We start from the raw sequence: 26,490 nt of genomic DNA on the forward strand, positions 1-26,490 counted from the left end.
CCGCCGTTAGAGCCGGGTGTAGAGCAGGGAATCACCGATGATCACCAGTAAGCTGCCGAATGTCGGCATCACTATCTTCACGCAGATGTCTCAGCTCGCGGCGCAAACCGGGGCGATCAACCTGTCACAGGGTTTCCCCGATTTCGATGCCCCGCAAGCCTTGTGCGATGCGGTGGGTCGGCACATTGCCAATGGCCATAACCAGTACTCGCCGATGACCGGCCTGCCGGTACTGCGTCAGCAGATCGTGGCGAAAATTGCCCGCAGCTATGGCGTCACCGTCGATGCGGACAGCGAAGTGACCGTGACTCCCGGTGCGACTGAGGCGATTTTTTGCGCCATTCAGGCCGTTATCCACAACGGTGACGAAGTCATCGTGTTTGATCCGGCCTATGACAGTTACGAGCCCTCGGTCCAGCTGGCCGGTGGCCGTTGCGTTCACGTGCAACTGGGGCTGGACGACTTCAGCATCGATTTCGAAAAGCTCGCCCAGGCGCTGAGTCCGCGCACGCGGATGATCATCCTCAATACCCCGCACAATCCCAGCGGCGCACTGATCAACCGTGCCGAGCTGGACCAACTGGCGGCGTTGATCCGTGACCGCGACATCTATGTGATCAGCGATGAGGTCTACGAGCACCTGGTCTACGACGGTGTGCCCCATGTCAGTGTGCTGGCCCATGAAGAGCTGTATCAGCGCGCCTTCGTGGTCAGCTCCTTCGGCAAGACGTACCACGTCACCGGCTGGAAAACCGGCTACGTGGTCGCGCCACCGGCCTTGTCGGCAGAGCTGCGCAAGGTGCACCAGTACGTCAATTTTTGCGGCGTAACCCCCTTGCAATACGCCTTGGCTGATTACATGGCGGAGCATCCTGAACACGTCGAAGAATTGCCGGGCTTCTACCAGGCCAAGCGCGATCTGTTCTGCGACTTGCTGACGCCATCGCGTTTCAGTTTCACCCGCGTCACCGGCACCTATTTCCAGTTGGTCGATTACTCGCAGATCCGTCCCGACCTCAACGATGTCGAGATGGCGCTGTGGATGACCCGCGAACACGGCGTGGCGAGCATCCCGATCTCGGTGTTCTACCAGACGCCACCCGAAGGCCAGCGCCTGGTGCGCCTGTGCTTCGCCAAACGCGAGGAGACCCTGTGTGAAGCAGCGGCAAAACTATGCGTGATCTGAGTGCATTGCCGAATCTGACCATCGCGCTGATCCAGACAACCCTGGCCTGGCACGACCGCCAGGCCAATCTGGAGCATTTCGAGCAACTGCTGGAGCAGGCTCGCGGCGCGGACCTGATCATCCTGCCGGAGATGTTCACCACCGGTTTTTCCATGGAGTCCGAGACGCTTGCCGAGGCGGAAAACGGTCCCACCAGCAAATGGCTGCGCGTCCAGGCGGCAAAACTCGATGCGGTGATCACCGGCAGCATCATCGTTCAGGCCGCTGATGGCAGCCATCGCAATCGCCTGTTGTGGGCGCGGCCGGACGGTGAAGTCTGGCATTACGACAAGCGCCACTTGTTCCGTATGGCCGGCGAGCACAATCACTACACGCCGGGCGAGCGCCAGGTGCAGTTCGAGCTCAAAGGCTGGCGCGTCCGACCGCTGATTTGCTACGACCTGCGTTTCCCGGTGTGGAGCCGCGATGCCCAGGACACAGACCTTTTGCTGTACACCGCCAACTGGCCGGGTGCGCGGCGCCAGCACTGGAACCGTTTGTTGCCGGCGCGGGCGATCGAAAACCTGTGCTATGTGGCGGCGGTGAATCGCATCGGCACTGACGGGAAAGGCTTTGCCTATACCGGCGACAGTCAGGTCCTGGATTTTCAGGGCGAGACATTGCTCAGCGCCGGTGAGGCGGACGGGGTGTTTCAGGTTGTTCTGGATGCGGCGGAACTGGCGGCTTATCGCACGCGGTTTCCGGCGAATCTGGATGCTGACACGTTTGAATTCACCTGAAATTTTCGCTGCCTGATCTGGCCCCTTCGCGAGCAAGCCCGCTCCCACAGTTGACCGAGTTGTTCTGACCTACGCGGTCTACTGTGGGAGCGGGCTTGCTCGCGAAGGGGTCATAGCAGCCACCACAAAACGCAGGCAAACAAAAAGGCCCCAAGGTTTTCACCAAGGGGCCTTTTGCATTGCAGCGAAGGCTTACGCCGCTTTCGCTTCCGGCTGGCTCAGCGAGCGGTTCAGCGCGCTGAACAGGGCCTTGAAGCTGGCGGTGGTGATGTTTTCATCGATGCCCACACCGTGCACCGCACGTTGGCCTTCCACACGCAGTTCGATGTAGGCCGCGGCCTTGGCGTTGGTGCCCGCACCGATCGCGTGCTCGTTGTAGTCCATGATCTCCACCGGAATCGGCAGACCGGCCACCAGCGCTTCCAGCGCGCCGTTGCCTTTGCCGCGCCAGTGCAGGTTGGTTTCGCCCTGGCCCTTGCCGGAGACTTCCACTTCCACGGCGCTGTGACCGTTTTCTTCCTGCAGGCGATGGCTGACCAGCGCGTACGGGGTGTTGGCCTGCAAGTACTCGCTGTGCAGCAACGCGTGGATCTGCTGGGCGGTCATTTCGAGGCCCAGACGATCGGTTTCACGCTGCACGACCTGGCTGAACTCGATCTGCATGCGGCGCGGCAAGCTGATGCCGTATTCCTGTTCCAGCAGGTAAGCGATGCCGCCCTTGCCCGACTGGCTGTTGACGCGGATCACCGCCTCGTAGCTGCGGCCGATGTCGGCCGGGTCGATCGGCAAGTACGGCACTTCCCACAGGGCGTCCGGTTTCTGCTGGGCGAAGCCCTTGCGGATGGCATCCTGGTGGGAGCCGGAGAACGCGGTGTGAACCAGGTCGCCGACGTACGGGTGACGCGGGTGCACCTGGATCTGGTTGCATTCTTCGACGACTTTGCGCACGCCGTCGATGTCCGAGAAATCGAGCTCAGGGTGGATGCCCTGGGTGTAGAGGTTCAGTGCCACGGTGACCAGGTCGACGTTGCCGGTACGCTCGCCGTTGCCGAACAGGCAGCCTTCGACACGGTCCGCACCCGCCATCAGGCCCAGCTCGGTAGCGGCCACGCCAGTGCCACGGTCGTTGTGGGTGTGCAGGCTGATGATCACGCTGTCACGACGATTGATGTGGCGGCCGAACCATTCGATCTGGTCGGCATAGATGTTCGGGGTCGCGCATTCGACGGTGGCCGGCAGGTTGAGGATCACCTTGTGCTCAGGCGTCGGGTTCCAGACTTCGATGACTGCGTCGCAGACTTCCTTGGCAAATTCCAGCTCGGTGGCGCTGAAGGTTTCCGGCGAGTATTCGAAGGTCCACTGCGTGTCCGGCTGCTGGGCCGCGTATTTGACGAACAGCTTGGCGGCGTTCACGGCGATGGCCTTGATCCCGTCCTTGTCCTGGTTGAAGACAATGCGGCGGAAGGAAGGGGAGGTCGCGTTGTACAGGTGAACGATGGCTTTCTTCGCCCCGCGCAGGGATTCGAAGGTGCGCTCGATCAGGTCTTCACGGCCCTGGGTCAGCACCTGAATGGTGGTGTCGTCCGGGATGTGGTTGCCTTCGATCAGGGTACGCACGAAGTCGAAGTCGGTTTGCGACGCAGCCGGGAAGGACGCTTCGATTTCTTTCACGCCAACCTGTACGAGGGTTTTCCAGAAACGCAGCTTCTTGACCGCGTCCATCGGCTCGATCAGCGACTGGTTGCCGTCGCGCAAGTCGGAGCTGCACCAGATCGGCGCGGCGGTGATGGTCTTCGACGGCCAGGTGCGGTCCGGAATGTCGATGGTCGGGAACGCGCGGTATTTCGAAGACGGGTCTTTGAGCATGCTCATCGGGAAATCCTTATTGTGTGGGCCGAAAAAAGGCGGCCTGCCGGTGGATCAAAAGTTCTTGGGGAAAAGCGTAAAACGAGGCGTCGCGATTCAGCCCGGCAGTCGTGCGCTGACGAGGCACAGGCTGCGGTGCTGGCGAAGCTGAATGAGGGTGTGAGAGGTTTTCATGTCTTCAACCCTAACCGCGAGGGTGAAGGATGGCAAGCAGTCGAAAAAAATTGAGAGGAATACTCGCTAGCGCGTATTTATCGAGATTTTATTGCTGTGAGTCCCCGTGATTGTTTGGTTTTTTGCGCGAGCCTCAAGCGATGCGCAATTGATGGTTTGAGCACCGGGCGCTGACAGTCGGGCTATTCTTAAAGCCTCGACTGGCATTCAGGAGTCGGCGATGAACGAGTCTGACTGGAAGCAGTATTGCGTGTTACGGCCGGTGGCACATGAGCGGATGTGCGAGCGGATTTTGTCGGATGTCGAAAAAGCGCTGCTGGATAAGAGCAACGCGCCCTACGAACGAATAGATGCCAGCGAGGAGCTGCTGAAAGCCGGGCAAAAGGAACTGTATTGGGCGTTTGGTGTTTTCAGGTTTTCGCGTCATGAAGCCCGCTCGCACTTGCTTGGGTTGTGTGCGCGGGAATTGATCACGGCAGAGGAGTTGAGCTGGTTTTCAGTGGAGACGCAGGAGTGGGTCAAACACTGCCTGGCGGATCGAGAGGTCCATGGGATAGAGGACCTGGACGCGGAATAATTGGCGTCAGTGATACCGCCTTCGCGGGCAAGTCGGGTCGCCGCACCGCTCGCTCCTACAGTAATTGCGTGAACTCCTGTAGGAGCGAGGCTTGCCCGCGAAATGGCCATTCGCTTCAGCGAAGATTCAAGGTTGAAACGCGCCTATGAAAATCGCCGGATCCACCCGCGCATCATTCAGGCTGACATTCCAGTGCATGTGCGGACCGGTCGCCCGTCCAGTCGAACCGACCTTGCCAACCACACCACCACGAGCCAGTTGCTGCCCGACCTTCACATCGATCTTCGACATGTGGCAGAACATGCTGATAAAGCCCTGCCCATGGTCGACAAACACCGTGTTGCCGTTAAAGAAGTAGTTACCGATCAAAATCACCTTGCCCGCCGCCGGGGTCTTGATCGGCGTGCCAGCGCCCACGGCGAAATCCAGGCCTGAGTGGGGATTGCGCTCTTCACCATTGAAGAAACGGCGCACGCCGAACTTGCTCGACAGCGGGCCGTTGACCGGTTTGTCCAGCAGCAGGTTGCTCGGCGTATTCGGGCTGAACGTGCGGTACGCGGCAATCTGCTCGGCCAGTTCGCGCTCGATGCGCTTGAGATTGTCCGGGTCCGGGTTGACCTGTTGAGTGTTTTTCAACGTGATGCGCTGTTCCGGATACTTCTTGTTGCCAACGGTGAAACTCAGGTTGCGTCCGCCACTGCTGATGGACTGGGCACCCGGTTTGACGGTCAACGGCACACCGACAATCGCCAGCCAATTGTCCTGTTCCTTGACCACCAGCACCGGTTTGCCCTGATAGCTGGCTTTTGGCGCCTGGGCAGAGCTGCCCAGATCCACCACCGCCACGCCCCCCGGAACCGGTTTGTTCAACAGGCGGGTGATGTAGCTGTCAGCGTGGGCGTTGAAGGTCAGGCACAGCAACAGCAGCGAAGCTAAAAAACGCGGCATGGATCAATCCAGTAAAGAAAGGGTGACAGGCGTCAGGTGATTGTCTTCGACCCGCACTTGCAGTTCGCCTTCACCCAGTTTGGCTTTGAGGCGCTGGCCGTTGTGGGTTTGCGCGGCGTTGCGGATCGCGTTGCCGCGCTCGTCCAGCAAAATGCTGTAGCCACGGCCGAGGGTCGCCAAAGGGCTGACCACGTGCAGGGTCTGCACCTGGCTTTGCAGTTGCAGACGACGGGATTTGAGCCCTTCGCGCATGGCCCGAGGCAGGCGTTCGGCGAGGCTGTCGAGGCGCTGACGCAACATCGCCAGTTGCCGCCCCGGATGTTGCCCGGCGAGGCGGGTTTCCAGGCGGATCAGCCGTTCGCGACGGGTGTTGAGGCTGCGTTCGAAGGCGCGGCGCATGCGCATGTCCAGATCATCCAGACGTTGCGCCTGTTGGCGCAGACGTTCACCGGGATGGCGCAAGCGACGAGAGATGCCTTCCAGACGCAGGCGATCACGCATCAAACGGTCGAGCATGCGCATCACCAGCCGACGGTGCAGGCTTTCGACCCGACGCACCAGGTCGCTGGAATCCGGCGCCAGCAGTTCAGCGGCGGCGGACGGCGTCGGGGCGCGAACGTCGGCCACGAAATCACTGATCGATACATCGGTTTCATGGCCGACGGCGCTGACAATCGGCGTCACGCAAGCATCCACGGCACGGGCCACGGCTTCTTCGTTGAAACACCAGAGGTCTTCCAGCGAGCCGCCGCCACGGGCCAGGATCAATGCATCGAAACCACGGGCGTCCGCCAGTTTCAACGCGCGGACAATCTGCGCCGTCGCTTCACGGCCCTGCACGGCGGTGGGGATCAGCGTCAGCTGGATCTGCAGTGCGCGACGGCGGAACACGCTGATGATGTCGCGGATCACCGCGCCGGTCGGCGAACTGATGATGCCGATGCGCTGCGGATGCGCCGGCAGCGGCACTTTGCGCTCGGCGCTGAACAGGCCTTCGGCGCTGAGTTTTTCCTTCAAGGCATCGAAGGCGAGGCGCAGCGCACCGTCACCGGCCGGCTCGACGGTGTCGAGAATCAGCTGATAGTCGCCACGGCCTTCGAATAGCGAAACCTTGCCGCGCACCTTGACCGCCAGGCCATCCTTCAGCGCCTGACGAACCCGCGCCGCGTTCTGCCGGAACAATGCGCAACGCACTTGGGCGCCGCTGTCCTTGAGGGTGAAGTACACGTGGCCGGACGCCGGGCGGGCGAGGTTGGAGATTTCGCCTTCGACCCAGATATTGCTGAACACGTCTTCGAGCAACACCCGCGCGCGGCCGTTGAGCTGGCTGACAGTCAGGACTTCACGGTCCAGGCCGAGTCTTGCAAAGGGATCTTTAATCATGGGGCGCATGATAAAGGCATTCTCCAACCGAATGCACGATCCCCTGTAGGAGCGAGCCTGCTCGCGATGGCAGTGTGTCAGTCGACAGTGCTATTGAATGTTAAACCGCTATCGCGAGCAGGCTCGCTCCCACAATGGTCTATGCAGACATTTATGAAGTGTTGAATCAGCGCCGTGGGATTCTGCCGGCAGGCGAGGGCGACGGTGCTGTGGCAATCCGGGTCGGCCAAGGGCAGGAAATGAATGTCGGGTGGCGCGATGTCCTGCATCGACTCCGGCAGCAGCGCGATGCCGAATCCGGCCTGGATCAATTGCAGTTGCGTGGTTTTGCGCGAGACCACCCGCGCCGCCTTCGGGAAAAATCCCTGGCGCATGCACAGCTCGGCGGACAGATAACTCAAACCGCCGCGCTGCGGGTGAGGGATGGAGATAAAGGCTTCATCCTTCAACTGCGCCAGATCGATGCCCTGAGCGGACTTATCCACAACCAGCCGATGATTGGGTGGAACGGCCAGCAGCAATCGTTCGCTATACAAAGGAACAATCTGCACGCCTTCACGCTGGCGCAACACCGGCAGGCGCAGCAGTCCGACATCAAGTCGATTGTCGACCAACGCTTCAAGCTGCGCTTCGGAAGACAGCTTGACGATCTCCATGGACACGCCGGCCTGCTGGTCCAGATAAGCACTGATACCCCGTAGCAGGCGACCACTCATGGGCACGGTGCTGGAGTGACTCAGGCGCAAGGTGCCCAGTTGCCCGTTGCCCACTTGGGTGGCCATTTCACTGGCCTTGGTCAGTTCGTTCAGCAGGTTTCTGGCGCGCGGCAAGAACGCCTCGCCAGCGGCGGTCAGTCGCGGCTGGCGCGCCGTGCGTTCGAACAGCGGGGTTTGCAGGCGGGTTTCCATGTCCTTGATCTGCCGGCTCAAGGCTGACTGCGCAACAAACAAACGCTCAGCGGCTGCACTGAAGCTGCCGCACTCGGCGATTTCCACGAAGTAACGCAATTGACGGGTTGAAAGCACGAGTCATGCCTTTTTGAGATGAGAGGTCGGCTTTGAAGATATTAGTCGCAAGGCTCGGCGCTGGCTAAAGTCATCACAGGTATTTGATAAAGGCGTGCAGATGAACGTGCTGGAGTTGTTACACCAATGGCCATTCGGCGCGACGGATTGGTTGGTGATCGGCCTGGCCATCGCCCTGGCGTACATCGTGTTTGGTATCGCCGGGTTCGGCACTGCGTTGGTGGCGGGGCCGATTCTGATTGTGTTCATGCCGCTGTCGAAGATCGTGCCGTTGCTGGTGCTGCTGGATTTCGTCGCGGCGTTCGGCAATCTGCTGCCCTCGCGGCGGGATGTGGCCAGGCCTGAGTTGCTGCGGCTGTTGCCGTGCATGGCGGTGGGTTGCACGCTGGGGGTCATCTTTTTGCTGAACCTGAAATCCGACGTGTTGCTGCTGTTGATGGGGCTGTTTATCAGCGTCTATGCGGTTTACAGCCTGTGGGTCAAAACCCGGCCGACGCAGTTGTCTGCCGCCTGGGCAGTGCCGATGGGCACGGTGGGCGGGATGTTCGGGGCGTTGTTTGGCAGTGGCGGCTTTTTATATGCGATCTATTTGAACAGTCGGTTGCCGAAAGACGCGGCGCGGGCCACCCAGAGTGCGCTGATCAGTTGCAGCACCGTGGTGCGCCTGAGCCTGTTTGCTGTCGCGGGTGTGTATGCCGAGCTACCCTTGTTGGTACTGGCGCTGTGTTTGTTGCCGGCCATGGCGCTGGGGTTGTGGGTCGGCCGGCGGTTGACCATGCGATTGTCCCGCGAGGCGTTTGTGCGGCTGGTGACCTGGTTGGTGCTGGCCAGCGGGATTGCGTTGATCGGGCGGTATTTGAGTACTTGACCTCAGAGTGTCAGGGATTAAGCTGCCGCCCGCTCGGACGCCTTCGCGGGCAAGCCTCGCTCCTACAAAGGCAGGCGCAGAACCTGTAGGAGCGAGGCTTGCCCGCGAAGGCGTAGGACGGCACACCGCAGAATATCCATTTGACGCAGCAGGCTTGCACCCATGAATTCCCAAAGCATCATCGTCCCGAAAATCTCCACGCTGCCGGTACACGAACCCCGGGCCCGGGCGGTCGTGCGGTGGCTGGTGCGCAAGGACATCATCAAGGAAGAGCTGACCACTTGCGGCCGAACCGGCAACCGCATGGGCCACGCGATCGCCGACGGTGCCCGCGCCGTGGTGCTGCACCCGGATGCGCTGCCGTTCGGCGAGCCGGTCAATGGCCTGGAGATCATTACCAAACGCTGCATTTATACGCCGGCCAAAGGTTTTCTGGGGGAGGCGGGTTGCGCCGAGTGCCGCAAGGAAATCGGCGAAGCGCTGTTCGAAAGCCTCGAAGACTGGATGCCGGGGCGTACCGATAACTTCACCTGTCCCGAATGCGGGCATGAAGATGACATCAATGGTTTTCTGTTCCTGCAGGAATGCGGGTTTTCCAACCTGGGGTTCATTTTCAACAACTGGGCCGAGGCCGGGTTCAAGCAGAGCTTTATCGATGAGTTTGCCGATTGGCTGGATCAGCCGGTTAGTTGGGTGAAAGTCGAACTGTAAGTGAAGCCGTAACCGTAGGAGCGAGGCTTGCCCGCGAAGCTTTTGGCGCCAGTGATGACACCTTCGCGGGCAAGCCTCGCTCCTACAGGATTTGCGTTCCAACCCCCCGTCGATCACCGCATCGATAATAGACAGAGTTTTACATTGAACCCGAGGGGGTGTCTGACTATAATGGCGCGCTTCCATTTTCCCGCTCGGGAGCCCCCGCGATGCTGCGTATCAGCCAAGAAGCTCTGACATTCGACGACATTCTCCTAGTGCCCGGTTATTCCGAGGTGCTTCCTAACGAAGTCAGTCTCAAGACCCGCCTTACCCGTGGCATCGAGCTGAACATTCCTCTGGTTTCTGCCGCCATGGACACCGTTACTGAAGCCCGTCTGGCAATCGCCATGGCTCAGGAAGGTGGCATCGGCATTATCCACAAGAACATGACCATCGAGCAGCAAGCTGCCGAAGTTCGCAAGGTCAAGAAGTTCGAAGCCGGCGTCGTCAAGGATCCGATCACCATCGAGGCTGACGCCACGGTTCGTGATCTGTTCGAACTGACCCGCATGCACAATATCTCCGGCGTTCCGGTACTGCACGATGGCGACCTGGTCGGCATCGTCACTTCCCGTGACGTGCGCTTCGAAACCCGTCTGGAAGCCACCGTACGTGAAGTGATGACGCCTAAAGAGCGTCTGGTCACCGTCCGTGAAGGCGCCAACAAGAACGAAGTCCGCGAGTTGCTGCACAAGCACCGCCTGGAAAAAGTCCTGATCGTCGACGACAAGTTTGCCCTCAAAGGCATGATGACCGTCAAAGACATCGAAAAAGCCAAGGCTTACCCGCTGGCCAGCAAGGACGATCAAGGTCGTCTGCGCGTAGGCGCTGCGGTCGGCACCGGTAAAGACACCGGTGACCGCGTTGCCGCGCTGGTCAATGCCGGCGTTGACGTGGTGGTGGTCGACACCGCTCACGGTCACTCCAAAGGTGTGATCGACCGCGTTCGCTGGGTCAAACAGAATTTCCCTGAAGTGCAGGTCATCGGCGGCAACATCGCCACCGGCGCTGCCGCCAAGGCCCTGGCCGAAGCTGGCGCTGATGCAGTCAAGGTCGGTATCGGCCCTGGCTCGATCTGCACCACCCGTATTGTCGCCGGTGTCGGCGTCCCGCAAATCAGTGCCATCGCCAACGTCGCCGCTGCCCTTGAAGGCACTGGTGTTCCGTTGATCGCCGACGGCGGCATCCGTTTCTCCGGTGACCTGTCCAAGGCCATCGTAGCCGGTGCTTCCTGCGTGATGATGGGCTCGATGTTCGCCGGTACTGAAGAAGCGCCAGGCGAGATCGAACTGTTCCAGGGGCGTTCGTACAAGGCTTACCGTGGCATGGGTTCGCTGGGCGCCATGTCCCAGGCTCAAGGTTCCTCCGACCGTTACTTCCAGGACTCCTCGGCAGGCGCCGAGAAACTGGTTCCGGAAGGCATCGAAGGGCGTGTTCCGTACAAGGGCACCCTGAGCGCGATCATCCATCAACTGATGGGCGGCCTGCGTTCCTCGATGGGCTACACCGGCAGTGCCGACATCGAAGAAATGCGCACCAAGCCTGAGTTCGTGCGGATCACCGGCGCTGGCATGGCCGAGTCCCACGTTCACGACGTACAGATCACCAAAGAAGCGCCAAACTACCGCGTAGGTTGAGCCTTCAAGCAAAACGTTAAGTAACCCGGGGCTGTTCGATTCAGCCCCGAGTTGTTTCTGAATCACGACTGTTTCTGAATTACTTAGACGAGACTGAATCATGGCCCTCGACATTCACGCCCACCGCATCCTGATCCTCGACTTCGGTTCCCAGTACACCCAGCTGATCGCCCGCCGCGTGCGTGAAATCGGTGTGTACTGCGAACTGCATCCGTTCGACATGGACGACGAAGCGATTCGCGAATTCGCTCCAAAAGGCGTCATTCTCGCTGGCGGTCCCGAGTCCGTGCACGAAGCCAACAGCCCTCGCTGCCCGCAAGCGGTGTTTGACCTGGGCGTTCCGGTCTTCGGCATCTGCTACGGCATGCAGACCATGGCTGAACAGCTGGGTGGCAAGGTCGAAGGTTCCGAACTGCGTGAATTCGGTTATGCCCGTGTCGACGTAGTCGGCAAGAGCCAGCTGCTGGACGGCATCGAAGACCACATCGACGCCGACGGCCTGTTCGGCCTCGACGTGTGGATGAGCCACGGTGACAAGGTCACCAAAATGCCGCAGGACTTCCACATCCTGGCCAGCACCCCGAGCTGCCCGATTGCCGGCATGTTCAACGATGACCTGCGCTACTACGGCGTGCAGTTCCACCCGGAAGTGACCCACACCAAGCAGGGCGGTCGCATCCTGTCGCGCTTCATCCTCGAGATCTGCGGCTGCGAAGCGCTGTGGACGCCGTCGAAGATCGCTGAAGACGCCATCGCCCAGGTTCGCGCCCAGGTCGGCACCGACAACGTCTTGCTCGGCCTGTCCGGCGGCGTTGACTCCTCGGTGGTTGCCGCGCTGCTGCACAAAGCCATTGGCGACCAGCTGACCTGCGTCTTCGTCGACAACGGCCTGCTGCGTCTGCACGAAGGCGAGCAAGTGATGGCCATGTTCGCCGAGAACATGGGCGTCAAGGTGATCCGCGCCAACGCTGAAGACCAGTTCCTGAACAACCTGGCTGGCGAAAGCGATCCAGAGAAGAAGCGCAAGATCATCGGTCGTACCTTCATCGACGTCTTTGATGCCCAGTCCAACAAACTGGACAACATCAAGTACCTCGCCCAAGGCACCATCTACCCGGACGTGATCGAGTCGGCTGGCGCGAAAAGCGGCAAGGCGCACGTGATCAAGTCGCACCACAACGTGGGCGGCCTGCCGGAAGAAATGAACCTCAAGCTGGTTGAACCGCTGCGCGAGCTGTTCAAGGACGAAGTCCGTCGTCTGGGCCTGGAACTCGGCCTGCCGTACGACATGGTCTACCGTCACCCGTTCCCGGGCCCGGGCCTGGGTGTGCGGATCCTTGGTGAAGTGAAGAAGGAATACGCTGACCTGCTGCGTCGCGCCGACCACATCTTCATCGAAGAACTGCGCAAGGCCGACTGGTACCACAAAGTCAGCCAGGCGTTCGTGGTGTTCCAGCCGGTGAAATCGGTTGGCGTTGTAGGCGATGGCCGTCGTTACGCCTGGGTCGTGGCCCTGCGTGCCGTGGAAACCATCGACTTCATGACAGCGCGTTGGGCTCACCTGCCTTACGAACTGCTGGAAACCGTCAGCGGCCGCATCATCAATGAAATCGAAGGCATCTCCCGCGTCACTTACGACGTGTCGAGCAAGCCGCCAGCGACCATCGAGTGGGAATGATCCCGGTCTGACTGATCGCCTGTAACACCTGAAAGGCCCCGTGAATGTGAGTTCACGGGGCCTTTTTGCATCAGGCCGCTACAGCGGGCAGGCGTCCTTCCAGTGTCAGGCCCATGCGGTTGAGTGCGTGAGCGAGGCTGGGCAGATTCGCGTAGGTGACCTGATGTATGCCGACCCAGGCAGGGCGGTTGAGCCGATAGCCGTTATCCATCGTTCGCTCAATTGGTGTTCGCACAATCTGGCCAGTGCGGCTGCGATGGATCAGCGTGAGGGTTTCTTCCGACTTGTCGATGGTGAACATGCCTTGGCGGAACAGCAGTTTATTGATCTGCTCGGGCGTTCGTTGAATGAACGGCGTCGGCATCTGCAGGCTGATGTCGGCATACAGGGTGTTGAAATTGCCGCGCATCGGGCCAGTTGTCCCCGCTATGCCATGGCCGATTTCGATGCCATCGTCGATGTCCAGGTGTAGAGTCTGATCGGGTCGCACTTCTTCGATGCGCAAACCGATGCCTCCCTCGGTTTCGCTGATGCCGGCCAATCCCCTGAATGTGTTGGTACTTTCCTGGTCCGTGAGCACCAGCCATTTTCCACCGCCGCTACGGGCTTGGGTGGCCTGCATGATGGTGTGGGTGAGGTAAGTCTTGATGGACTGCCGTGATAGGGCGGTCATGGTCGAGTCTTCATAGCGGTAACTTGCGAGGCAGTCAGTGGCCTGGATGCGAATGCCGTTCTGTTGGGCTGTTTTGACAACCTCCAGCGGCGTGAACTGTCCCGCAGGATCGCCTGGCAGCTGTTTCAGGTATTTCTCCAGCATGCCATGCATCTTTCCGGTCTCGGCGAAGTTGTTCAGATCGACTTGATTGAAGTCGTTGAGCAAACGATGCATGTAGATCGTCTTGACGCCTCGCCTGGCCAGCGTCGGCATGTTCTCGATCAGGAACCGCATACTGGCGATGCGATCCTGACTTTCACCGACCACCAGCCCCGGCGCTATGTCGAATACCTTCTCGATGAGTTCGGTAACCGTCGTGGATGGCGTGATAACGGGCTGGACCGGGCGGGGAGGCAGCGAGGCGAAAAAGTCCTTGGGCATCTGGAATCCGGTTGCATCCCTGACCAGTACCGTGCGACGTCCGGCAACAAACTCTTCGTAGGGGGAGACCCCTCTGATTTGCCCACCAGACATGTTGACGACTTTTATATGGGTTTCCTGTTTTCCCAGCGCCAGGAAGTTCAACGAGCGACCGTTGGGGGCATCGTATCGGGTCAAGTGCGCGTGATCATTCACTTTGGGCGGCACTGGGGCAGTGGGTCGGGAGGGGCCGGGAACGAGCTTGCTGGGGCCTTTGCCGCCACCCTTCAACCCGCTTTTCGGCGCCAGCTCCCATTCACCTTCGGCATTCAGGCGTACGGGAATCGAACCCGTAAAGGCATTCGGGTTCTGCGGATCAATGATGGCCCATGTTCCACCACCATTGGCGTCTGCTTCGAAACGTACGAAGTAAGCCTGCTCGTTGATCAGGATGGCGTTGGAGGGTTGTGAATCGAGTGTGTAGACACTCTGGAATTTTCCGTTGGTGGCCATCGGGTAGCTTTCGAGGATTTCGTTGCTTTGCCAATGCTCCGGCACTTCAAACGCTTGCGCGGTTTCATCAGGTTGGCCTGGAAATTCTCCAGGTTGGAAGGTGACGTCCTCTAATTCATCAGGTGACTGCGGCTCTTGAGTGTCGACGGTTTCTTCCGGATCAAGCGTCTTGTTCAAGTCCGCCATCTCGACCGCTTCTGCCGCCTCAGCCGCAGCTTCGTCCAACACACTGGCTTCCTTGAGCAGCGGAATATTGAACAGCACATTGATGCCATCGAGCACCGCGCCGATGATGCCGGCCTTGCGTTCTGCCGCTGTTTTGCCATTCACCGCTTTGTCGATGTTCAACCCCATCGCCGCAATGCTGGCCCCGATCACCGGCAATGCGATCGGCCAGCCAAGCACCGCCAATGGGCCGAAAACATGGAGTGCGGCGGTGAGATAACCGAGCCAAAGCTGTTTGCGCATCTGCCCATTGGTCACCAGCGTCAGGTCAGCCTCTTCCAGCATGGTGTGCTGGACGGCCCGGCTCTGCCAAGTGAACACATCACCACTAATGGTGATGTCTTTTTGATTGATCAAATGGTGGTCGTACTTGCCCCAGGTGCCGACCAGTTGGTTCATCAGCGGGGTGATGTTGTCGTGGACCTCCTTGCGAACCGGCATCGGGAAATGAGTCATGAATTCGGTACGGGGCTGCTCTTCGTTCATTTGCAGCAGCATCCACCAGTGCATGTCCGTCACTGTCGGATGCACATGGAAGGGTTCTGCAGCGCCGGGAACGTAGGTGATCTGCCGGCCGTTGGGCTCAACAATGCGCAGAATATCGGTGGCGACATGCCCTGCGACATCCAGCGCGCAAACACGAAGATCCGCAGGCGCAGCGGTTTGCGCTTTCAGGGTAGCCAAGGTGATCGGCCAGGACGCGCCACCGATGACGGCCCTGATGACGGTCTGGAAATCCTCCTCTTCGAGTTGCCCGCTTTGCCGCGCCTCCACGGCTTTGCTGAGGTAGTTACATTTGGCCAGTGTGCGGTAGTCATCAAAATGGCTGGCCCAGAATGCATTCAGCTTATCCAGGTAGCGTTGACTGAGGTTTTTCTCCCACAGGTCCGCGAGCACCTGCCTGGGGTACATCCGCACTTCATTGGTTTCGTTGTAAATACTGGCGTTCGCATCCGCCGTGTAAAAACCGCCATTGCTGTCCAGTTCGAGGGCGTCGTCCTGGTCGGTCACGCGGTACCGATGGATCACCAGTTGCGTCAGGGTTAAAGATTCACTGGGTTTGGGCGCGTGCTCCCAACCCAGAAAAGCCTTGGTGCTGCTGGCCGAGACATTGTTGAAGCGATGCCACCAGACCTGATCCGGGTCCAGGTGGGTGATGCCGTGTTTTTGCAGGATTTCACTGGCGACCGCATGGGCTTCCTCCTGCAAACCGGGGCAGGCTGTCACAACGACCGGCGCAATGAGTCTGAGTGTTTCCTGATCGGCGGCATTGCTTGATGCGGGGGTGTTTTGTTCGGTGGACATGCTCTCGCTCCTTGAGAAATGGGCAGCGATGATTGCCCGTTTCCATGCAGGAGGTGCACTACATAGTTATGCCCAAACGCGATTCAAGAACCTGTAGGGTCAGCGCCGTGCCACATCCGAAAAGTAGAACTTGTCGAGGGTGTGCCGTGATTCCGTGTACTCGAACTGCCGGCCGTCCTGCAGAAACGTATGGTTGCTGACCACGATCACATGGCTCTGGCCGTCGAGGTCGAGGTGTTGCTGGTCGTCCTTGCTGCGGGGCATGGCTTCGATGGTTCGCTGGGCGTAGGCGATTTGCAGTTGCAGGGTCTGTTCGATGAAGGCGTAGATCGAGTGTTCGGCGATGTCCCGCGATAGTCCGGGGATCACGTCGCTGACGAAATGGTTGATGTCGAGGATCACTCGTTTTCCATCGATCCGCCGTACGCGTTTGATCCTCGTGATCAGGCTGCCTTCTTCAGCCTTGATATGTTCCAGCAGCGCACCTTCGAGAGGGATCTGGCTGAACTCGACCACTTCGGTGCTGACGTTGTTGCCCAGTCGCGGATAGGTTTCCTGAAAGCTGACGATGCCGCCCAACTGAAATTCGATCGGGTCGGTCGACAACACAAAGGTGCCTTTCCCGTGGACTTTCTGGGCGAACCCGCGCTCCTGTAATTGCTCGATGGCCTTGCGCACGGTGCCGCGACTGGCCTGGTAGCTGTCCATCAGTTCGGTTTCGGAGGGCAACCGGGCGCCGCGCTCCAGACGTTCGGTCGTGATGCTGGCAAGCAGATCGCTGTAGATCTGGTTGTATTTACTCATGGGGATGGCTCTGTGCCGCAATGTGCTCAAGGTTTCGAACCTTAAGGGCAGGGTAGGGGTTTGTCCATGCGGGTTTGGGTTTTCATCGTCTGAGAGGGTGGGAAAAATCGCCGCCGGTCGGGTGACAAGCCAACAAATTCAAACTCGTCTGTACGAGTTGTTGATTTAACTCGTACAGACGAGTACTTTTCGCTTCGGCGTGCTGCCAATAACAAAAAACCACAGCGGAAAAACAAGCATGAGCCACGACTATCCGAACATCGTCAGCGAGCTGCTGCAAAGCCTCGGTGGCAGCGACAACCTCGAGCAAGCCGCGCATTGCGTCACACGCCTGCGCCTTGCCCTCAAGGACCCGAGCCGGGTCAACAGCGCCACGCTGAACCAGATTGACCTGGTCAAAGGCTCATTCTTTACCGGCGGCCTGTTCCAGGTGGTCATCGGTCCTGGCGAGGTGGAGAAGGTTTACGCAGAGCTTCGCCATCAAACCGGTCTTGCCGCGTCAACAATCGCCGACGTTAAACAGAAAAGCGCCGACAAGATAAACGCCATGCAGCGTCTGGTGCGGGTGTTTTCCGACGTGTTCATGCCGATCCTGCCGGCGTTGATCATCGCGGGCCTGCTGATGGGCATCAACAACCTGATCGGCGCCAAGGGCATGTTCATCGAGGGCCAGACCCTGCTGGACGCTTACCCCAAGCTTGACGGGCTCTGGAGCCTGATCAACCTGATGGCCAACACTTCGTTCGTGTTCCTGCCTGCGCTAGTGGGCTGGTCAGCAGCCAAGCGATTTGGCGGCAGCGAAATCCTCGGCATTGTGCTCGGCCTGATGCTGGTTCATCCCGATCTGCTCAATGCCTGGAACTATGGCAAGGCAGTCGCAGGTCTCGACGGCCAGAGCCTGCCGTATTTCGACATCCTCGGTCTGTTCCAGATCGAAAAGGTCGGTTATCAGGGGCAGATCCTGCCCATCCTGCTGGCGGCATACGTGATGAGCGTCATCGAAAAATGGCTGCGGGCGAGAGTGCCTAATGCGGTGCAATTGCTGGTGGTGCCGATCACCACCATCGTGGTTACCGGCGTGCTGGCGCTGGCGGTCATTGGCCCGGTGACCCGGCATCTGGGGATTCTCATCACCGAAGGTGTGGTCACCCTGTTTGATCTGGCGCCGATGGTCGGCGGCGCGATCTTCGGCCTGCTTTACGCCCCCTTGGTGATCACCGGCATGCACCACATGTTTCTCGCGGTCGACTTGCAGCTGATCTCGACCCAGGGCGGTACTTTCATCTGGCCGATGATCGTCATGTCCAACCTCGCCCAAGGCAGCGCGGCGCTCGCGGTGTTCTACATGACCCGTAATGCGCGGGACAAGTCCATGGCGTCGACCTCAGCGATATCGGCCTATTTCGGCATCACCGAACCGGCGATGTTCGGAGTCAACCTGCGCTACAAGTTTCCGTTTTACGCCGCACTGATTGGCTCGGCGCTGGGGGGCATCTTCCTGTCGATGAACAAGGTCCAGGCCTCGGCCATCGGTGTCGGCGGTTTACCCGGATTTATCTCGATCATTCCGCAGTTCATCCCGATGTTTGTGATCGGGATGATCATCGCCATGGTCGTGCCGTTTGTTTTGACCTGTGGGTTGAGCATGAAGATTGTTCGGCCTGGGTATCGGGTCGCCTGATAGATCGCTATCGCAGTTCAAGAAGGAATACAGCCATGCAAGACTGGCAACGTTCGGTGATCTACCAGATCTACCCGAAGAGTTTTTACAGCCACGCAGGCAATCCCACGGGTGATTTGCTCGGCGTCGTGGCCAAGCTCGACTACCTGCACTGGCTGGGCGTCGATTGCCTGTGGATCACGCCGTTCCTGCGTTCGCCCCAGCGTGACAACGGTTACGACATCAGCGATTACTACGCCATCGATCCGAGCTACGGCACCATGGCCGACTGTGAATTGCTGATCGCCGAGGCCGGCAAGCGCGGGATCAAATTGATGCTCGATATCGTGGTCAACCACACCTCGATCGAGCACACCTGGTTCCAGCAGGCGCGCAGCAGTCTCGACAATCCGTATCGCGACTTCTACATCTGGCGTGATCAGCCCAATAACTGGGAGTCCAAGTTTGGTGGTTCGGCATGGGAGTACGAGGCTCAGACCGGTCAGTATTTCCTGCACCTGTTCGATCACACTCAAGCCGACCTGAACTGGGACAACCCGAAGGTGCGCGCCGAAGTTTTCAAGATGATGAGATTCTGGCGGGATAAAGGTGTGGGCGGGTTCCGGCTGGATGTGATCAACCTGATCTCGAAACCGGCGGACTTTCCCGAGGACAATACCGACGGCCGACGCTTCTATACCGACGGGCCGAATGTTCACGAATACTTGCAGCAAATGCACCGCGAAGTGTTCGAAGGCCATGACCTGATCAATGTCGGCGAGATGTCGTCTACCAGTCTCGAACACTGTATTCGTTATTCGCGGCCGGGCTCCAAAGAGCTGTCGATGACCTTCAACTTCCATCACCTGAAAGTCGATTACCCGAACCTGCAAAAGTGGATTCGCGCCGATTTCGACTTCCTCGAGCTCAAGCGCATCCTCTCCGACTGGCAAACCGGCATGCAGGCCGGCGGAGGTTGGAACGCGCTGTTCTGGTGTAATCACGACCAACCTCGGGTGGTCTCGCGGTTTGGTCATGACGGCGAGCACCGTGTGGTGTCGGCGAAGATGCTCGGCACCGCGCTGCATTTTCTCCAGGGCACGCCATTTGTGTATCAGGGCGAAGAGCTGGGTATGACCAATCCGGGTTTCGATCACATCGATCAATATCGAGACGTCGAGACCCTGAACATCTTCCGGCTCAAGCGCGAGGCGGGTGCGAGCGATGCCGACAACATGGCGGCGATCATGCAGAAGTCCCGCGACAACGGCCGTACGCCGATGCATTGGAATACCGGACCGAACGCTGGTTTCAGCACGGCGCAACCCTGGATCGGCGTACCGGCCAACTCGGCGCAGATCAACGTCGCCACTCAACTCGACGACCCGGATTCAGTGCTGCATCACTACCGCCAGTTGATCAATTTGCGGCGTACCGAAGTGCTGATATCCGACGGTGTTTACCGTCAGCTGTTGCCTGAGCACGCGCAAGTTTGGGCTTATGTACGGGAAGGAAGCGGCGAACGGTTGCTGGTATTGAACAACTTTTACGGGACGCCTTGCGAAGTTGAATTGCCGGATGCAGTGATCGCTGAGTTCATGACTCAGCGCTTGGTCATCAGCAACTATGCGGACTGTCCGCAGCGAAATCGACAGGTGTTTTTACGACCGTATGAGTCGTTTGTCTTGCACTTGACTGACCACTGACCCCTCACAAAAAAACACCGTTTCAAAAACACGCAGAACGCTGCGCGGGGGAGTTTTGCGCGCCGATTTTGCTGCTGCACACAATAAAAATAATGGAGTGTTTCTTGAAAACAACAATAAATCGCGGCCTTGCAGCCGCTGGCATTTGCCTGGCGTTGCCACTGACGGCCCATGCGCTGGAGTTCGGCGGTTACCTGCGCAGCGGCGTCGGTACGTCGGTCAACAGTGGTAAACAACAGTGTTTCCAACTGCCCGGAGCACAGACCAAATACCGCCTCGGTAACGAGTGCGAGCAATATGGGGAACTGGAACTTCGTCAGGACTTGTACACGCTGGATGACGGTTCGGTGCTAAGTGTCGATGGCATGGCCTCACTGTATAACCAGTACGACAAGGACCTGACGTTCAATGGCGACAACGGCTCGGTGCGTCTGCCGCAGCTATACGCGCAATGGTCGAACATGCCTGGCCTCAACGGCGGTTCGCTGTGGGCCGGTCGCCGCTATTACAAACGGAACGACATCCACATTTCCGACTTCTACTACTGGAACCAGAGCGCCACCGGCGGCGGCATCGAGGACGTGCTGATCGGAGATCTGAAATACAGCTACGCCTTTTCGCGCAAGGACAACCTGTACCAGAAGGATTACATCAATCGTCACGATTTCAACGTTGCCGGTTTCAACACTAACCCCGGCGGTGAGCTGGAGTTTGGCCTGAGCTACATCGACAAACCCGACAGCCGCGACGCTCATCGTGGCTGGGCGATTACCACCCAGCATGTGCAAAAAGGATTTCTGGGTGGCAAGAACAAACTCGCGTTTCAGTACGGTGAAGGGCCGGGCACCGGGTTGGGCTATACCGGTAACGTGAAACTGGATGACAGCAATAAAAGCTACCGGGTGGTGGAGTTCTTCGACTGGCAGGTGACGCCCCGGTTTGGCGGGCAGGTCGAGGCGGTTTACCAGAAGGATATTCGCCCCGACGGATCAGACCAGAACTGGATTTCCCTGGGCGTTCGGCCGGCCTACGCGATTACCGAGCAGTTCAAACTGGTGACCGAGCTGGGTCACGATCAGGTCGAAGCCACAGGTGGCACGCGCAAGCTGAGCAAGTTCACCTTTGCCCCGACTTGGTCGCCCAAGGGGCCTGAATTCTGGGCGCGGCCCGAAGTGCGCTTGTATTACACCTATGCCAGCTGGAACGAGGCGGCCAAGCGTGCGGCCAATGAACTGGCAGCGGGTTCAGCGTTGTCCGACACCGGAGCCTTCGGCACGGCGCGACACGGTGCGAACGTCGGATTGCAGGTCGAGTACTGGTGGAAATAAGCGATGCTGTCGGAGCGTCGCGCTCCATCGGCACTTCAAAGAACAGAACAGCAGGTGAAGTCATGGCCACACCCCAACAATTGCAGCTTCACGCACCCCTGTCCGGCGTATTGATGCCCTTGGACCTTGTGCCCGATCGAGTTTTTTCCAGCCGGATCATCGGCGATGGGCTATGCATCGATCCGGCTTCAACAACGTTGTGCGCGCCGTTGGCAGGGGTTGTCAGCAATGTGCAGGCCAGTGGGCATGCGGTCAGCATCACCGATGAAAATGGCGTGCAGGTGTTGATGCACATTGGGCTCGACACGGTGAACCTTGCAGGAAAGGGGTTCACGCGGTTGGTGGAGGAGGGGCAGCAGGTTGCCGTCGGGCAGTCGCTGATCGAGTTCGATGCTGATTTTGTTGCGTTGAATGCACGCAGCCTGCTGACCTTGATGCTGGTGGTCAGCGGTGAGCCGTTCACTTGGCTGACGGCGGAAGCCGGGTGGGTAGACAGTGGTCAGCCATTGCTGGGTTTGAATTCTGTCGAGCTGACAACGGATGAGTCTGTGGCTAAAGAGGGCGAGGCGCTGTTCTCCAAACCGGTGACGTTGCCCAACCCGAACGGCTTGCACGCCCGTCCTGCGGCGGTGTTCGCCCAAGCGGCGAAAGGTTTCTCGGCAAGCATTCACCTGCATAAACAGCAGGAGAGTGCGAATGCGAAATCCCTGGTGGCGATCATGGCATTGCAGACCGTTCACGATGATGTTGTGCAAATCAGTGCGGTCGGCCCGGATGCTGAGGAGGCGATCAAGGCACTGGCCGAGCTGCTGACCGCCGGATGCGGCGAGACCGTGCCCGTGACGGCGGATGTTGCCCCGCAGCCCCTGGAGGCATCATCACCCAAGGTGCTGCGTGGGGTATGTGCTTCGGCGGGTTCGGCATTTGGCCAAGTGGTGCAGATCGCCGAGCAGGTCCTTGATGTCAGCGAATGGGGTGAGAGTTCGCGGGTTGAGCGCGATCATCTGTCCGCAGCGTTGACCGAGGCATTTTCAGCGTTGCAGCAGATGCGTGATAACGCCACGGGCGATGCTCAGGCAGAGATCTTCAGGGCGCATCAGGAACTGCTCGAAGACCCGGGTTTGTTGGAGGCGGCTCATGTGCTGATCGACGAAGGCAAAAGCGCCGGATTCGCCTGGCGTGCGGCCACCGGGTCGACGGCAACCTTATTCAAAAGCCTGGGCAATGCGCTGCTGGCCGAACGAGCGGCAGACCTGGCCGATGTCAGTCAGAGAGTGCTCAAGTTGCTACTCGGCGTGCGGGACCGCGAGCTGGAGTTGCCTGAAGGCGCCATTCTGATTGCTGAACAACTGACACCGTCCCAGACCGCCGGGCTCGATACCCGTAAGGTGCTGGGTTTTGCCACGGTCGGCGGTGGCGCCACCAGCCATGTCGCGATCCTGGCGCGGGCGTTTGGTTTGCCGGCGATCTGCGGGTTACCGGTGCAAGTGCTGGCGCTGGTCAACGGTACCCAGGTGTTGCTCGATGCCGATAAGGGGGAGTTGCAGCTCGACCCGGATCTGGCCGCCATTGAAGAACTTCAAGCCAGGCGTGCGCTTGCGCAGCAACGTCAGCACCGTGAATTGGCGCAGGCGTCACTGGCTGCCTGTACTCGCGACGGACATCATGTCGAGGTGACAGCCAACATCGCTTCGCTGGCTGAAGCCGAACAGGCCATGGCGCTGGGAGGCGCGGGTGTGGGTTTGCTGCGTTCGGAGTTTCTATATCTGGATCGCCATCATGCGCCGAGCCAGGACGAGCAGGCCTCCACCTACAGCGCCATCGCCCGAGCTCTCGGGCCTGCGCGTAATCTGGTGGTGCGCACGCTGGATGTTGGTGGTGACAAGCCTTTGGCCTATGTCCCAATGGACAGTGAAACCAACCCCTTTCTAGGCGTGCGCGGGATTCGTCTGTGCCTGGAGCGTCCGCAGCTGTTGCGCGATCAATTCAAGGCAATCCTGAGCTGTGCGGGACTGACGCGTTTGCACATCATGCTGCCGATGGTGACGCAGCTGTCGGAGTTGCGTGTGGCTCGTCAACTGCTCGAAGAGGAGGCGCTGGCCCTGGGCCTCACGGAACTGCCGAAGCTGGGGATCATGATCGAGGTGCCAGCAGCGGCGCTGATGGCTGATCTGTTTGCGCCCGAAGTGGATTTTTTCTCCATCGGCACCAATGACCTGACCCAATACACCTTGGCCATGGACCGCGATCATCCGCGGCTGGCCAGTCAGGCTGACAGTTTTCATCCTGCGGTGCTGCGATTGATCGCCAGCACCGTGAAAGCCGCCCATAGCCACGGCAAGTGGGTGGGCGTGTGCGGCGCCCTGGCCTCCGAAACCCTGGCCACGCCGCTTTTGCTGGGGCTGGGCGTGGATGAGTTGTCGGTGAGCGTGCCGTTGATTCCGGCGGTCAAAGCGGCGGTTCGCACAGTGGACCTGGCGGATTGCCAGGCCATCGCCCAACAGATCCTGGGCCTGGAAAGTGCCGGGCAAGTACGCGAGGTCTTGAGGCTGTATCGCGACGCGACGGTCGAAACTTCACTTGTTATGGAGAACTGAACATGTTCGAGAAAATGCAGCGAGCGTTCTGGAAAGCCTTGACGCCGGATCTGATCGTGGATGAACCGAAGGTGGCTGCGCCATCGGCGCCTGGCCTGGCAGCGAATGTGGTGGCTGCGTTGGGTGGTGTGGATAACCTCAAGTCGCAGCAGCCTGTGGCGCTGACCCGGGTTCGGGTGGAATTGCGCGATGTGGGGCGGATGAATCGACAGGCTTTGAATCTGGCAGGTGTGCCAGGCGTCATGATGCTGGAGGGCGGCGTGGTGCACCTGATCACCGGCCTTCAGCCATAACCGATCCTTCGCCACAGATGATGTGCGTCTCTCGGTCGCCCTTACCGTTTCTCAACCGCAGGTGTATCGTATTCGCCTTTTCCAGGTCCCCGGACCTGTCGCTGATACGTGAGGTAGTTGAGTTCATGTCCTTTACCCGTCGCCAAATCCTCGGTGGCCTGGCCGGTCTTGTTGTCGTTGGCGTCGGTGCGGGGGGCGCGTCGCGTTACTGGCTGGGCAAGATGGCCGACGCCGATGCGGGCCACGACTATGAGCTGATTGCGGCGCCGCTGGACGTCGAACTGGTGGCCGGGCACAAGACCCAAGCCTGGGCGTTCGGCCCATCGGCGCCGGGCACCGAGTTGCGCGTGCGTCAGGGCGAATGGCTGCGGGTGCGGTTCATCAACCACTTGCCGGTGGCGACCACCATTCACTGGCACGGCATCCGCCTGCCGCTGGAGATGGACGGCGTGCCCTACGTTTCGCAGTTGCCGGTGCTGCCGGGTGAATACTTCGACTACAAATTCCGCGTGCCCGATGCCGGCAGCTATTGGTATCACCCGCATGTGAACAGCAGCGAAGAACTGGGCCGAGGCTTGGTGGGGCCGTTGATTGTCGAAGAGCGCGAGCCGACCGGTTTCAAGTACGAGAAAACCTTGAGCCTCAAGAGCTGGCATGTCGACGAGGTGGGCAATTTCGTCGAGTTCAGCATTCCCCGGGAAGCGGCCCGGGGCGGCACGGCGGGGCGTCTGGCGACGATCAACGGTGTGCCGCAGGCGGTCATCGATTTGCCGGCCGGGCAGATCACCCGCGTGCGCCTGCTCAATCTCGATAACACCTTGACCTATCGCCTCAACATTCCCGGTGTCGAGGCGCAGATCTACGCGTTGGACGGCAATCCCGTCGAACCGCGTCCGTTGGGCAAGGAATACTGGCTCGGGCCGGGCATGCGCATTTGCCTGGCAATCAAGGCACCTGCGGCCGGTGAAGAATTATCCCTGCGCAACGGCCCGGTACGTTTGGGCACGTTCCGCTCTGTGGCGAACACCGATGCCCCAACCGAGTGGCCGCCCGCGCTGCCCGCCAACCCGGTGGCCGAGCCGGACCTGGCCAATGCCGAGAAACTCAACTTCAATTTCGAATGGGTCGGCTCGGTTTCGGTGAACGTCGACAACGGCCGGCCGCCGAGCCTGTGGCAGATCAACGGCAAGGCCTGGGACATCACCGACAAGACCTGCGCCGATCGCCCGATTGCCAAGCTCGAGAAGGGCAAAAGCTACATTTTCGAATTGAAGAACATGACTCAGTACCAGCACCCGATTCACCTGCATGGCATGAGCTTCAAGGTCATTGCCTCGAACCGGCACAAGGTCATCCCGTATTTCACCGACACCTATTTGCTGGGCAAGAACGAGCGGGCGCAAGTGGCGCTGGTGGCGGATAACCCAGGGGTGTGGATGTTCCATTGCCATGTGATCGACCACATGGAAACCGGCCTGATGGCCGCGATCGAGGTGGCGTGATGCGTCAGATTCGTCCCGCCGCGATCATCGACCGCAGTCGTGATCGTGACTTCATGCGCGAAGCGCTGGCGCTGGCCGCACAAGGCGCTGCGCTGGGTGAAGTGCCAGTAGGCGCGGTGTTGGTGCAGGACGGTGAAATCATCGGTCGCGGCTTCAATTGCCCGATCAGCGGCAACGACCCGAGCGCGCATGCCGAGATGGTCGCTATCCGCGCAGCGGCACTGGCCGCCAGCAATTACCGTTTACCCGGCAGTACGCTGTACGTGACGCTTGAGCCGTGCAGCATGTGCGCCGGGCTGATCGTGCATTCGCGCATTGCGCGGGTGGTGTACGGCGCGCTGGAGCCCAAGGCGGGGATTGTGCAGAGTCAGGGGCAGTTCTTTACCCAGGGCTTTTTGAATCACCGGGTGTTGTATGAAGGTGGGGTGTTGGCCGAGGAATGCGGGGCGGTGCTCAGTGAATTCTTCAAGGCCCGGCGCGCCAAGCCCGCAGACTAGAGGCGACAATGAAGCAGCCTTCGCGGGCAAGCCTCGCTCCTACGGGGTTGTGTCGTACGCCAATTCCGCGACCGACGCATAACCTGTAGGAGCGAGGCTTGCCCGCGAAGC

At 59.6% G+C, this 26,490-nt stretch carries 20 protein-coding genes; 14 read left to right on the top strand and 6 right to left on the bottom strand.

From position 1 onward, the window contains the following. The first annotated feature begins 37 nt into the window (after window positions 1-37). Both IB245_RS19845 and IB245_RS19850 read left to right on the top strand, forming a co-directional pair. Entirely contained in the window at window positions 38-1,186 is a 1,149-nt protein-coding gene (locus IB245_RS19845) for a pyridoxal phosphate-dependent aminotransferase (RefSeq protein ID WP_192228440.1), read from the top strand. Next, window positions 1,174-1,965 (top strand): amidohydrolase, encoded by a 792-nt coding sequence (locus IB245_RS19850; protein WP_192228441.1) that lies wholly within the window; start codon window positions 1,174-1,176, stop codon window positions 1,963-1,965. Before IB245_RS19845 ends, IB245_RS19850 begins: the two co-directional genes overlap by 13 nt. A 192-nt stretch (window positions 1,966-2,157) precedes the next feature. Here the strand turns inward: IB245_RS19850 and leuA are convergent, their stop codons facing one another. Further along, a complete protein-coding gene (gene leuA / locus IB245_RS19855) occupies window positions 2,158-3,837 on the bottom strand; it encodes a 2-isopropylmalate synthase (RefSeq protein ID WP_008025530.1) in 1,680 nt (559 codons plus the stop codon). 388 nt (window positions 3,838-4,225) lie between these two features. On the opposite strand from leuA, the gene IB245_RS19860 reads away from it, so the two are divergent. Then, entirely contained in the window at window positions 4,226-4,582 is a 357-nt protein-coding gene (locus tag IB245_RS19860; protein ID WP_192228442.1) for a hypothetical protein, read from the top strand. A 126-nt stretch (window positions 4,583-4,708) separates the two neighbouring features. On the opposite strand, the gene IB245_RS19865 is transcribed toward IB245_RS19860, so the two are convergent. From IB245_RS19865 to IB245_RS19875, 3 genes are all read right to left on the bottom strand, one after another. Then, window positions 4,709-5,530: a M23 family metallopeptidase gene (locus IB245_RS19865; RefSeq protein WP_192228443.1), complete on the bottom strand. Its 822-nt coding sequence runs from the start codon at window positions 5,528-5,530 to the stop codon at window positions 4,709-4,711. 3 nt (window positions 5,531-5,533) lie between these two features. Then, entirely contained in the window at window positions 5,534-6,913 is a 1,380-nt protein-coding gene (gene xseA, locus IB245_RS19870) for an exodeoxyribonuclease VII large subunit (RefSeq protein ID WP_192228535.1), read from the bottom strand. A gap of 77 nt (window positions 6,914-6,990) precedes the next feature. Continuing rightward, the gene (locus IB245_RS19875; protein ID WP_192228444.1) at window positions 6,991-7,938 is read right to left on the bottom strand and encodes a LysR family transcriptional regulator; all 948 of its coding nucleotides are present in this window, start codon (window positions 7,936-7,938) and stop codon (window positions 6,991-6,993) included. Between the two features lie 100 nt (window positions 7,939-8,038). Between IB245_RS19875 and IB245_RS19880 the strand changes: the two genes are divergently transcribed. The 4 genes from IB245_RS19880 (at window position 8,039) to guaA (ending at window position 12,874) form a co-directional block, all read left to right on the top strand. Then, window positions 8,039-8,806: a sulfite exporter TauE/SafE family protein gene (locus tag IB245_RS19880; RefSeq protein ID WP_008042415.1), complete on the top strand. Its 768-nt coding sequence runs from the start codon at window positions 8,039-8,041 to the stop codon at window positions 8,804-8,806. A gap of 162 nt (window positions 8,807-8,968) precedes the next feature. Next, a complete protein-coding gene (locus IB245_RS19885) occupies window positions 8,969-9,517 on the top strand; it encodes a hypothetical protein (RefSeq protein ID WP_008042413.1) in 549 nt (182 codons plus the stop codon). 209 nt (window positions 9,518-9,726) lie between these two features. Then, window positions 9,727-11,196 carry an IMP dehydrogenase gene (gene guaB, locus IB245_RS19890; RefSeq protein ID WP_008042411.1) on the top strand — a complete coding sequence of 490 codons (1,470 nt, stop codon included), beginning with the start codon at window positions 9,727-9,729 and terminating at the stop codon, window positions 11,194-11,196. Between the two features lie 100 nt (window positions 11,197-11,296). Further along, on the top strand, window positions 11,297-12,874 hold the full coding sequence (gene guaA, locus IB245_RS19895; protein WP_008025547.1) for a glutamine-hydrolyzing GMP synthase: 1,578 nt from the start codon (window positions 11,297-11,299) through the stop codon (window positions 12,872-12,874). A 70-nt stretch (window positions 12,875-12,944) separates the two neighbouring features. On the opposite strand, the gene IB245_RS19900 is transcribed toward guaA, so the two are convergent. Together IB245_RS19900 and treR are read right to left on the bottom strand one after the other, a co-directional pair. After that, window positions 12,945-15,992: a membrane-targeted effector domain-containing toxin gene (locus tag IB245_RS19900; protein ID WP_192228445.1), complete on the bottom strand. Its 3,048-nt coding sequence runs from the start codon at window positions 15,990-15,992 to the stop codon at window positions 12,945-12,947. Between the two features lie 99 nt (window positions 15,993-16,091). Continuing rightward, complete coding sequence (treR, locus tag IB245_RS19905) at window positions 16,092-16,796, bottom strand: trehalose operon repressor (RefSeq protein WP_192228446.1); 705 nt, start codon at window positions 16,794-16,796, stop codon at window positions 16,092-16,094. Window positions 16,797-17,034: 238 nt separating this feature from the next. On the opposite strand from treR, the gene treP reads away from it, so the two are divergent. From treP to tadA, 7 genes are all read left to right on the top strand, one after another. Beyond that, on the top strand, window positions 17,035-18,477 hold the full coding sequence (gene treP / locus IB245_RS19910) for a PTS system trehalose-specific EIIBC component (RefSeq protein WP_008025554.1): 1,443 nt from the start codon (window positions 17,035-17,037) through the stop codon (window positions 18,475-18,477). A gap of 35 nt (window positions 18,478-18,512) precedes the next feature. Next, window positions 18,513-20,162: an alpha,alpha-phosphotrehalase gene (gene treC, locus IB245_RS19915; protein WP_192228447.1), complete on the top strand. Its 1,650-nt coding sequence runs from the start codon at window positions 18,513-18,515 to the stop codon at window positions 20,160-20,162. A gap of 104 nt (window positions 20,163-20,266) precedes the next feature. Beyond that, window positions 20,267-21,490 (top strand): maltoporin, encoded by a 1,224-nt coding sequence (locus tag IB245_RS19920; RefSeq protein ID WP_008025558.1) that lies wholly within the window; start codon window positions 20,267-20,269, stop codon window positions 21,488-21,490. A 62-nt stretch (window positions 21,491-21,552) separates the two neighbouring features. Then, a complete protein-coding gene (ptsP, locus tag IB245_RS19925; protein WP_192228448.1) occupies window positions 21,553-24,087 on the top strand; it encodes a phosphoenolpyruvate--protein phosphotransferase in 2,535 nt (844 codons plus the stop codon). Between the two features lie 2 nt (window positions 24,088-24,089). Beyond that, window positions 24,090-24,380, top strand: a complete 291-nt coding sequence (locus IB245_RS19930; RefSeq protein ID WP_008042402.1) for a PTS transporter subunit EIIB — start codon at window positions 24,090-24,092, stop codon at window positions 24,378-24,380. Between the two features lie 125 nt (window positions 24,381-24,505). Continuing rightward, window positions 24,506-25,882: a multicopper oxidase family protein gene (locus IB245_RS19935; protein ID WP_192228449.1), complete on the top strand. Its 1,377-nt coding sequence runs from the start codon at window positions 24,506-24,508 to the stop codon at window positions 25,880-25,882. After that, window positions 25,882-26,379, top strand: a complete 498-nt coding sequence (gene tadA / locus IB245_RS19940) for a tRNA adenosine(34) deaminase TadA (protein ID WP_008042399.1) — start codon at window positions 25,882-25,884, stop codon at window positions 26,377-26,379. The genes IB245_RS19935 and tadA overlap by 1 nt, the downstream gene beginning before the upstream one ends. The last annotated feature ends 111 nt before the right edge of the window (window positions 26,380-26,490 follow it).

It is taken from the genome of Pseudomonas sp. PDM02 (genome assembly GCF_014852285.1).
In the GTDB taxonomy this organism is placed as follows: domain Bacteria; phylum Pseudomonadota; class Gammaproteobacteria; order Pseudomonadales; family Pseudomonadaceae; genus Aquipseudomonas; species Aquipseudomonas migulae.

Excerpts from the sequence above, each read along its gene's own strand:
- treP (WP_008025554.1), top strand. The coding sequence starts at position 17,035 with ATGAGCCACGACTATCCGAACATCGTCAGCGAGCTGCTGCAAAGCCTC.
- IB245_RS19865 (WP_192228443.1), bottom strand. The coding sequence starts at position 5,530 with ATGCCGCGTTTTTTAGCTTCGCTGCTGTTGCTGTGCCTGACCTTCAAC.
- IB245_RS19845 (WP_192228440.1), top strand. The coding sequence starts at position 38 with ATGATCACCAGTAAGCTGCCGAATGTCGGCATCACTATCTTCACGCAG.
- IB245_RS19880 (WP_008042415.1), top strand. The coding sequence starts at position 8,039 with ATGAACGTGCTGGAGTTGTTACACCAATGGCCATTCGGCGCGACGGAT.
- ptsP (WP_192228448.1), top strand. The coding sequence starts at position 21,553 with ATGGCCACACCCCAACAATTGCAGCTTCACGCACCCCTGTCCGGCGTA.
- IB245_RS19860 (WP_192228442.1), top strand. The coding sequence starts at position 4,226 with ATGAACGAGTCTGACTGGAAGCAGTATTGCGTGTTACGGCCGGTGGCA.
- IB245_RS19900 (WP_192228445.1), bottom strand. The coding sequence starts at position 15,992 with ATGTCCACCGAACAAAACACCCCCGCATCAAGCAATGCCGCCGATCAG.
- guaB (WP_008042411.1), top strand. The coding sequence starts at position 9,727 with ATGCTGCGTATCAGCCAAGAAGCTCTGACATTCGACGACATTCTCCTA.
- xseA (WP_192228535.1), bottom strand. The coding sequence starts at position 6,913 with ATGATTAAAGATCCCTTTGCAAGACTCGGCCTGGACCGTGAAGTCCTG.
- guaA (WP_008025547.1), top strand. The coding sequence starts at position 11,297 with ATGGCCCTCGACATTCACGCCCACCGCATCCTGATCCTCGACTTCGGT.
- IB245_RS19935 (WP_192228449.1), top strand. The coding sequence starts at position 24,506 with ATGTCCTTTACCCGTCGCCAAATCCTCGGTGGCCTGGCCGGTCTTGTT.
- leuA (WP_008025530.1), bottom strand. The coding sequence starts at position 3,837 with ATGAGCATGCTCAAAGACCCGTCTTCGAAATACCGCGCGTTCCCGACC.
- tadA (WP_008042399.1), top strand. The coding sequence starts at position 25,882 with ATGCGTCAGATTCGTCCCGCCGCGATCATCGACCGCAGTCGTGATCGT.
- IB245_RS19930 (WP_008042402.1), top strand. The coding sequence starts at position 24,090 with ATGTTCGAGAAAATGCAGCGAGCGTTCTGGAAAGCCTTGACGCCGGAT.
- treC (WP_192228447.1), top strand. The coding sequence starts at position 18,513 with ATGCAAGACTGGCAACGTTCGGTGATCTACCAGATCTACCCGAAGAGT.
- IB245_RS19850 (WP_192228441.1), top strand. The coding sequence starts at position 1,174 with ATGCGTGATCTGAGTGCATTGCCGAATCTGACCATCGCGCTGATCCAG.
- treR (WP_192228446.1), bottom strand. The coding sequence starts at position 16,796 with ATGAGTAAATACAACCAGATCTACAGCGATCTGCTTGCCAGCATCACG.
- IB245_RS19885 (WP_008042413.1), top strand. The coding sequence starts at position 8,969 with ATGAATTCCCAAAGCATCATCGTCCCGAAAATCTCCACGCTGCCGGTA.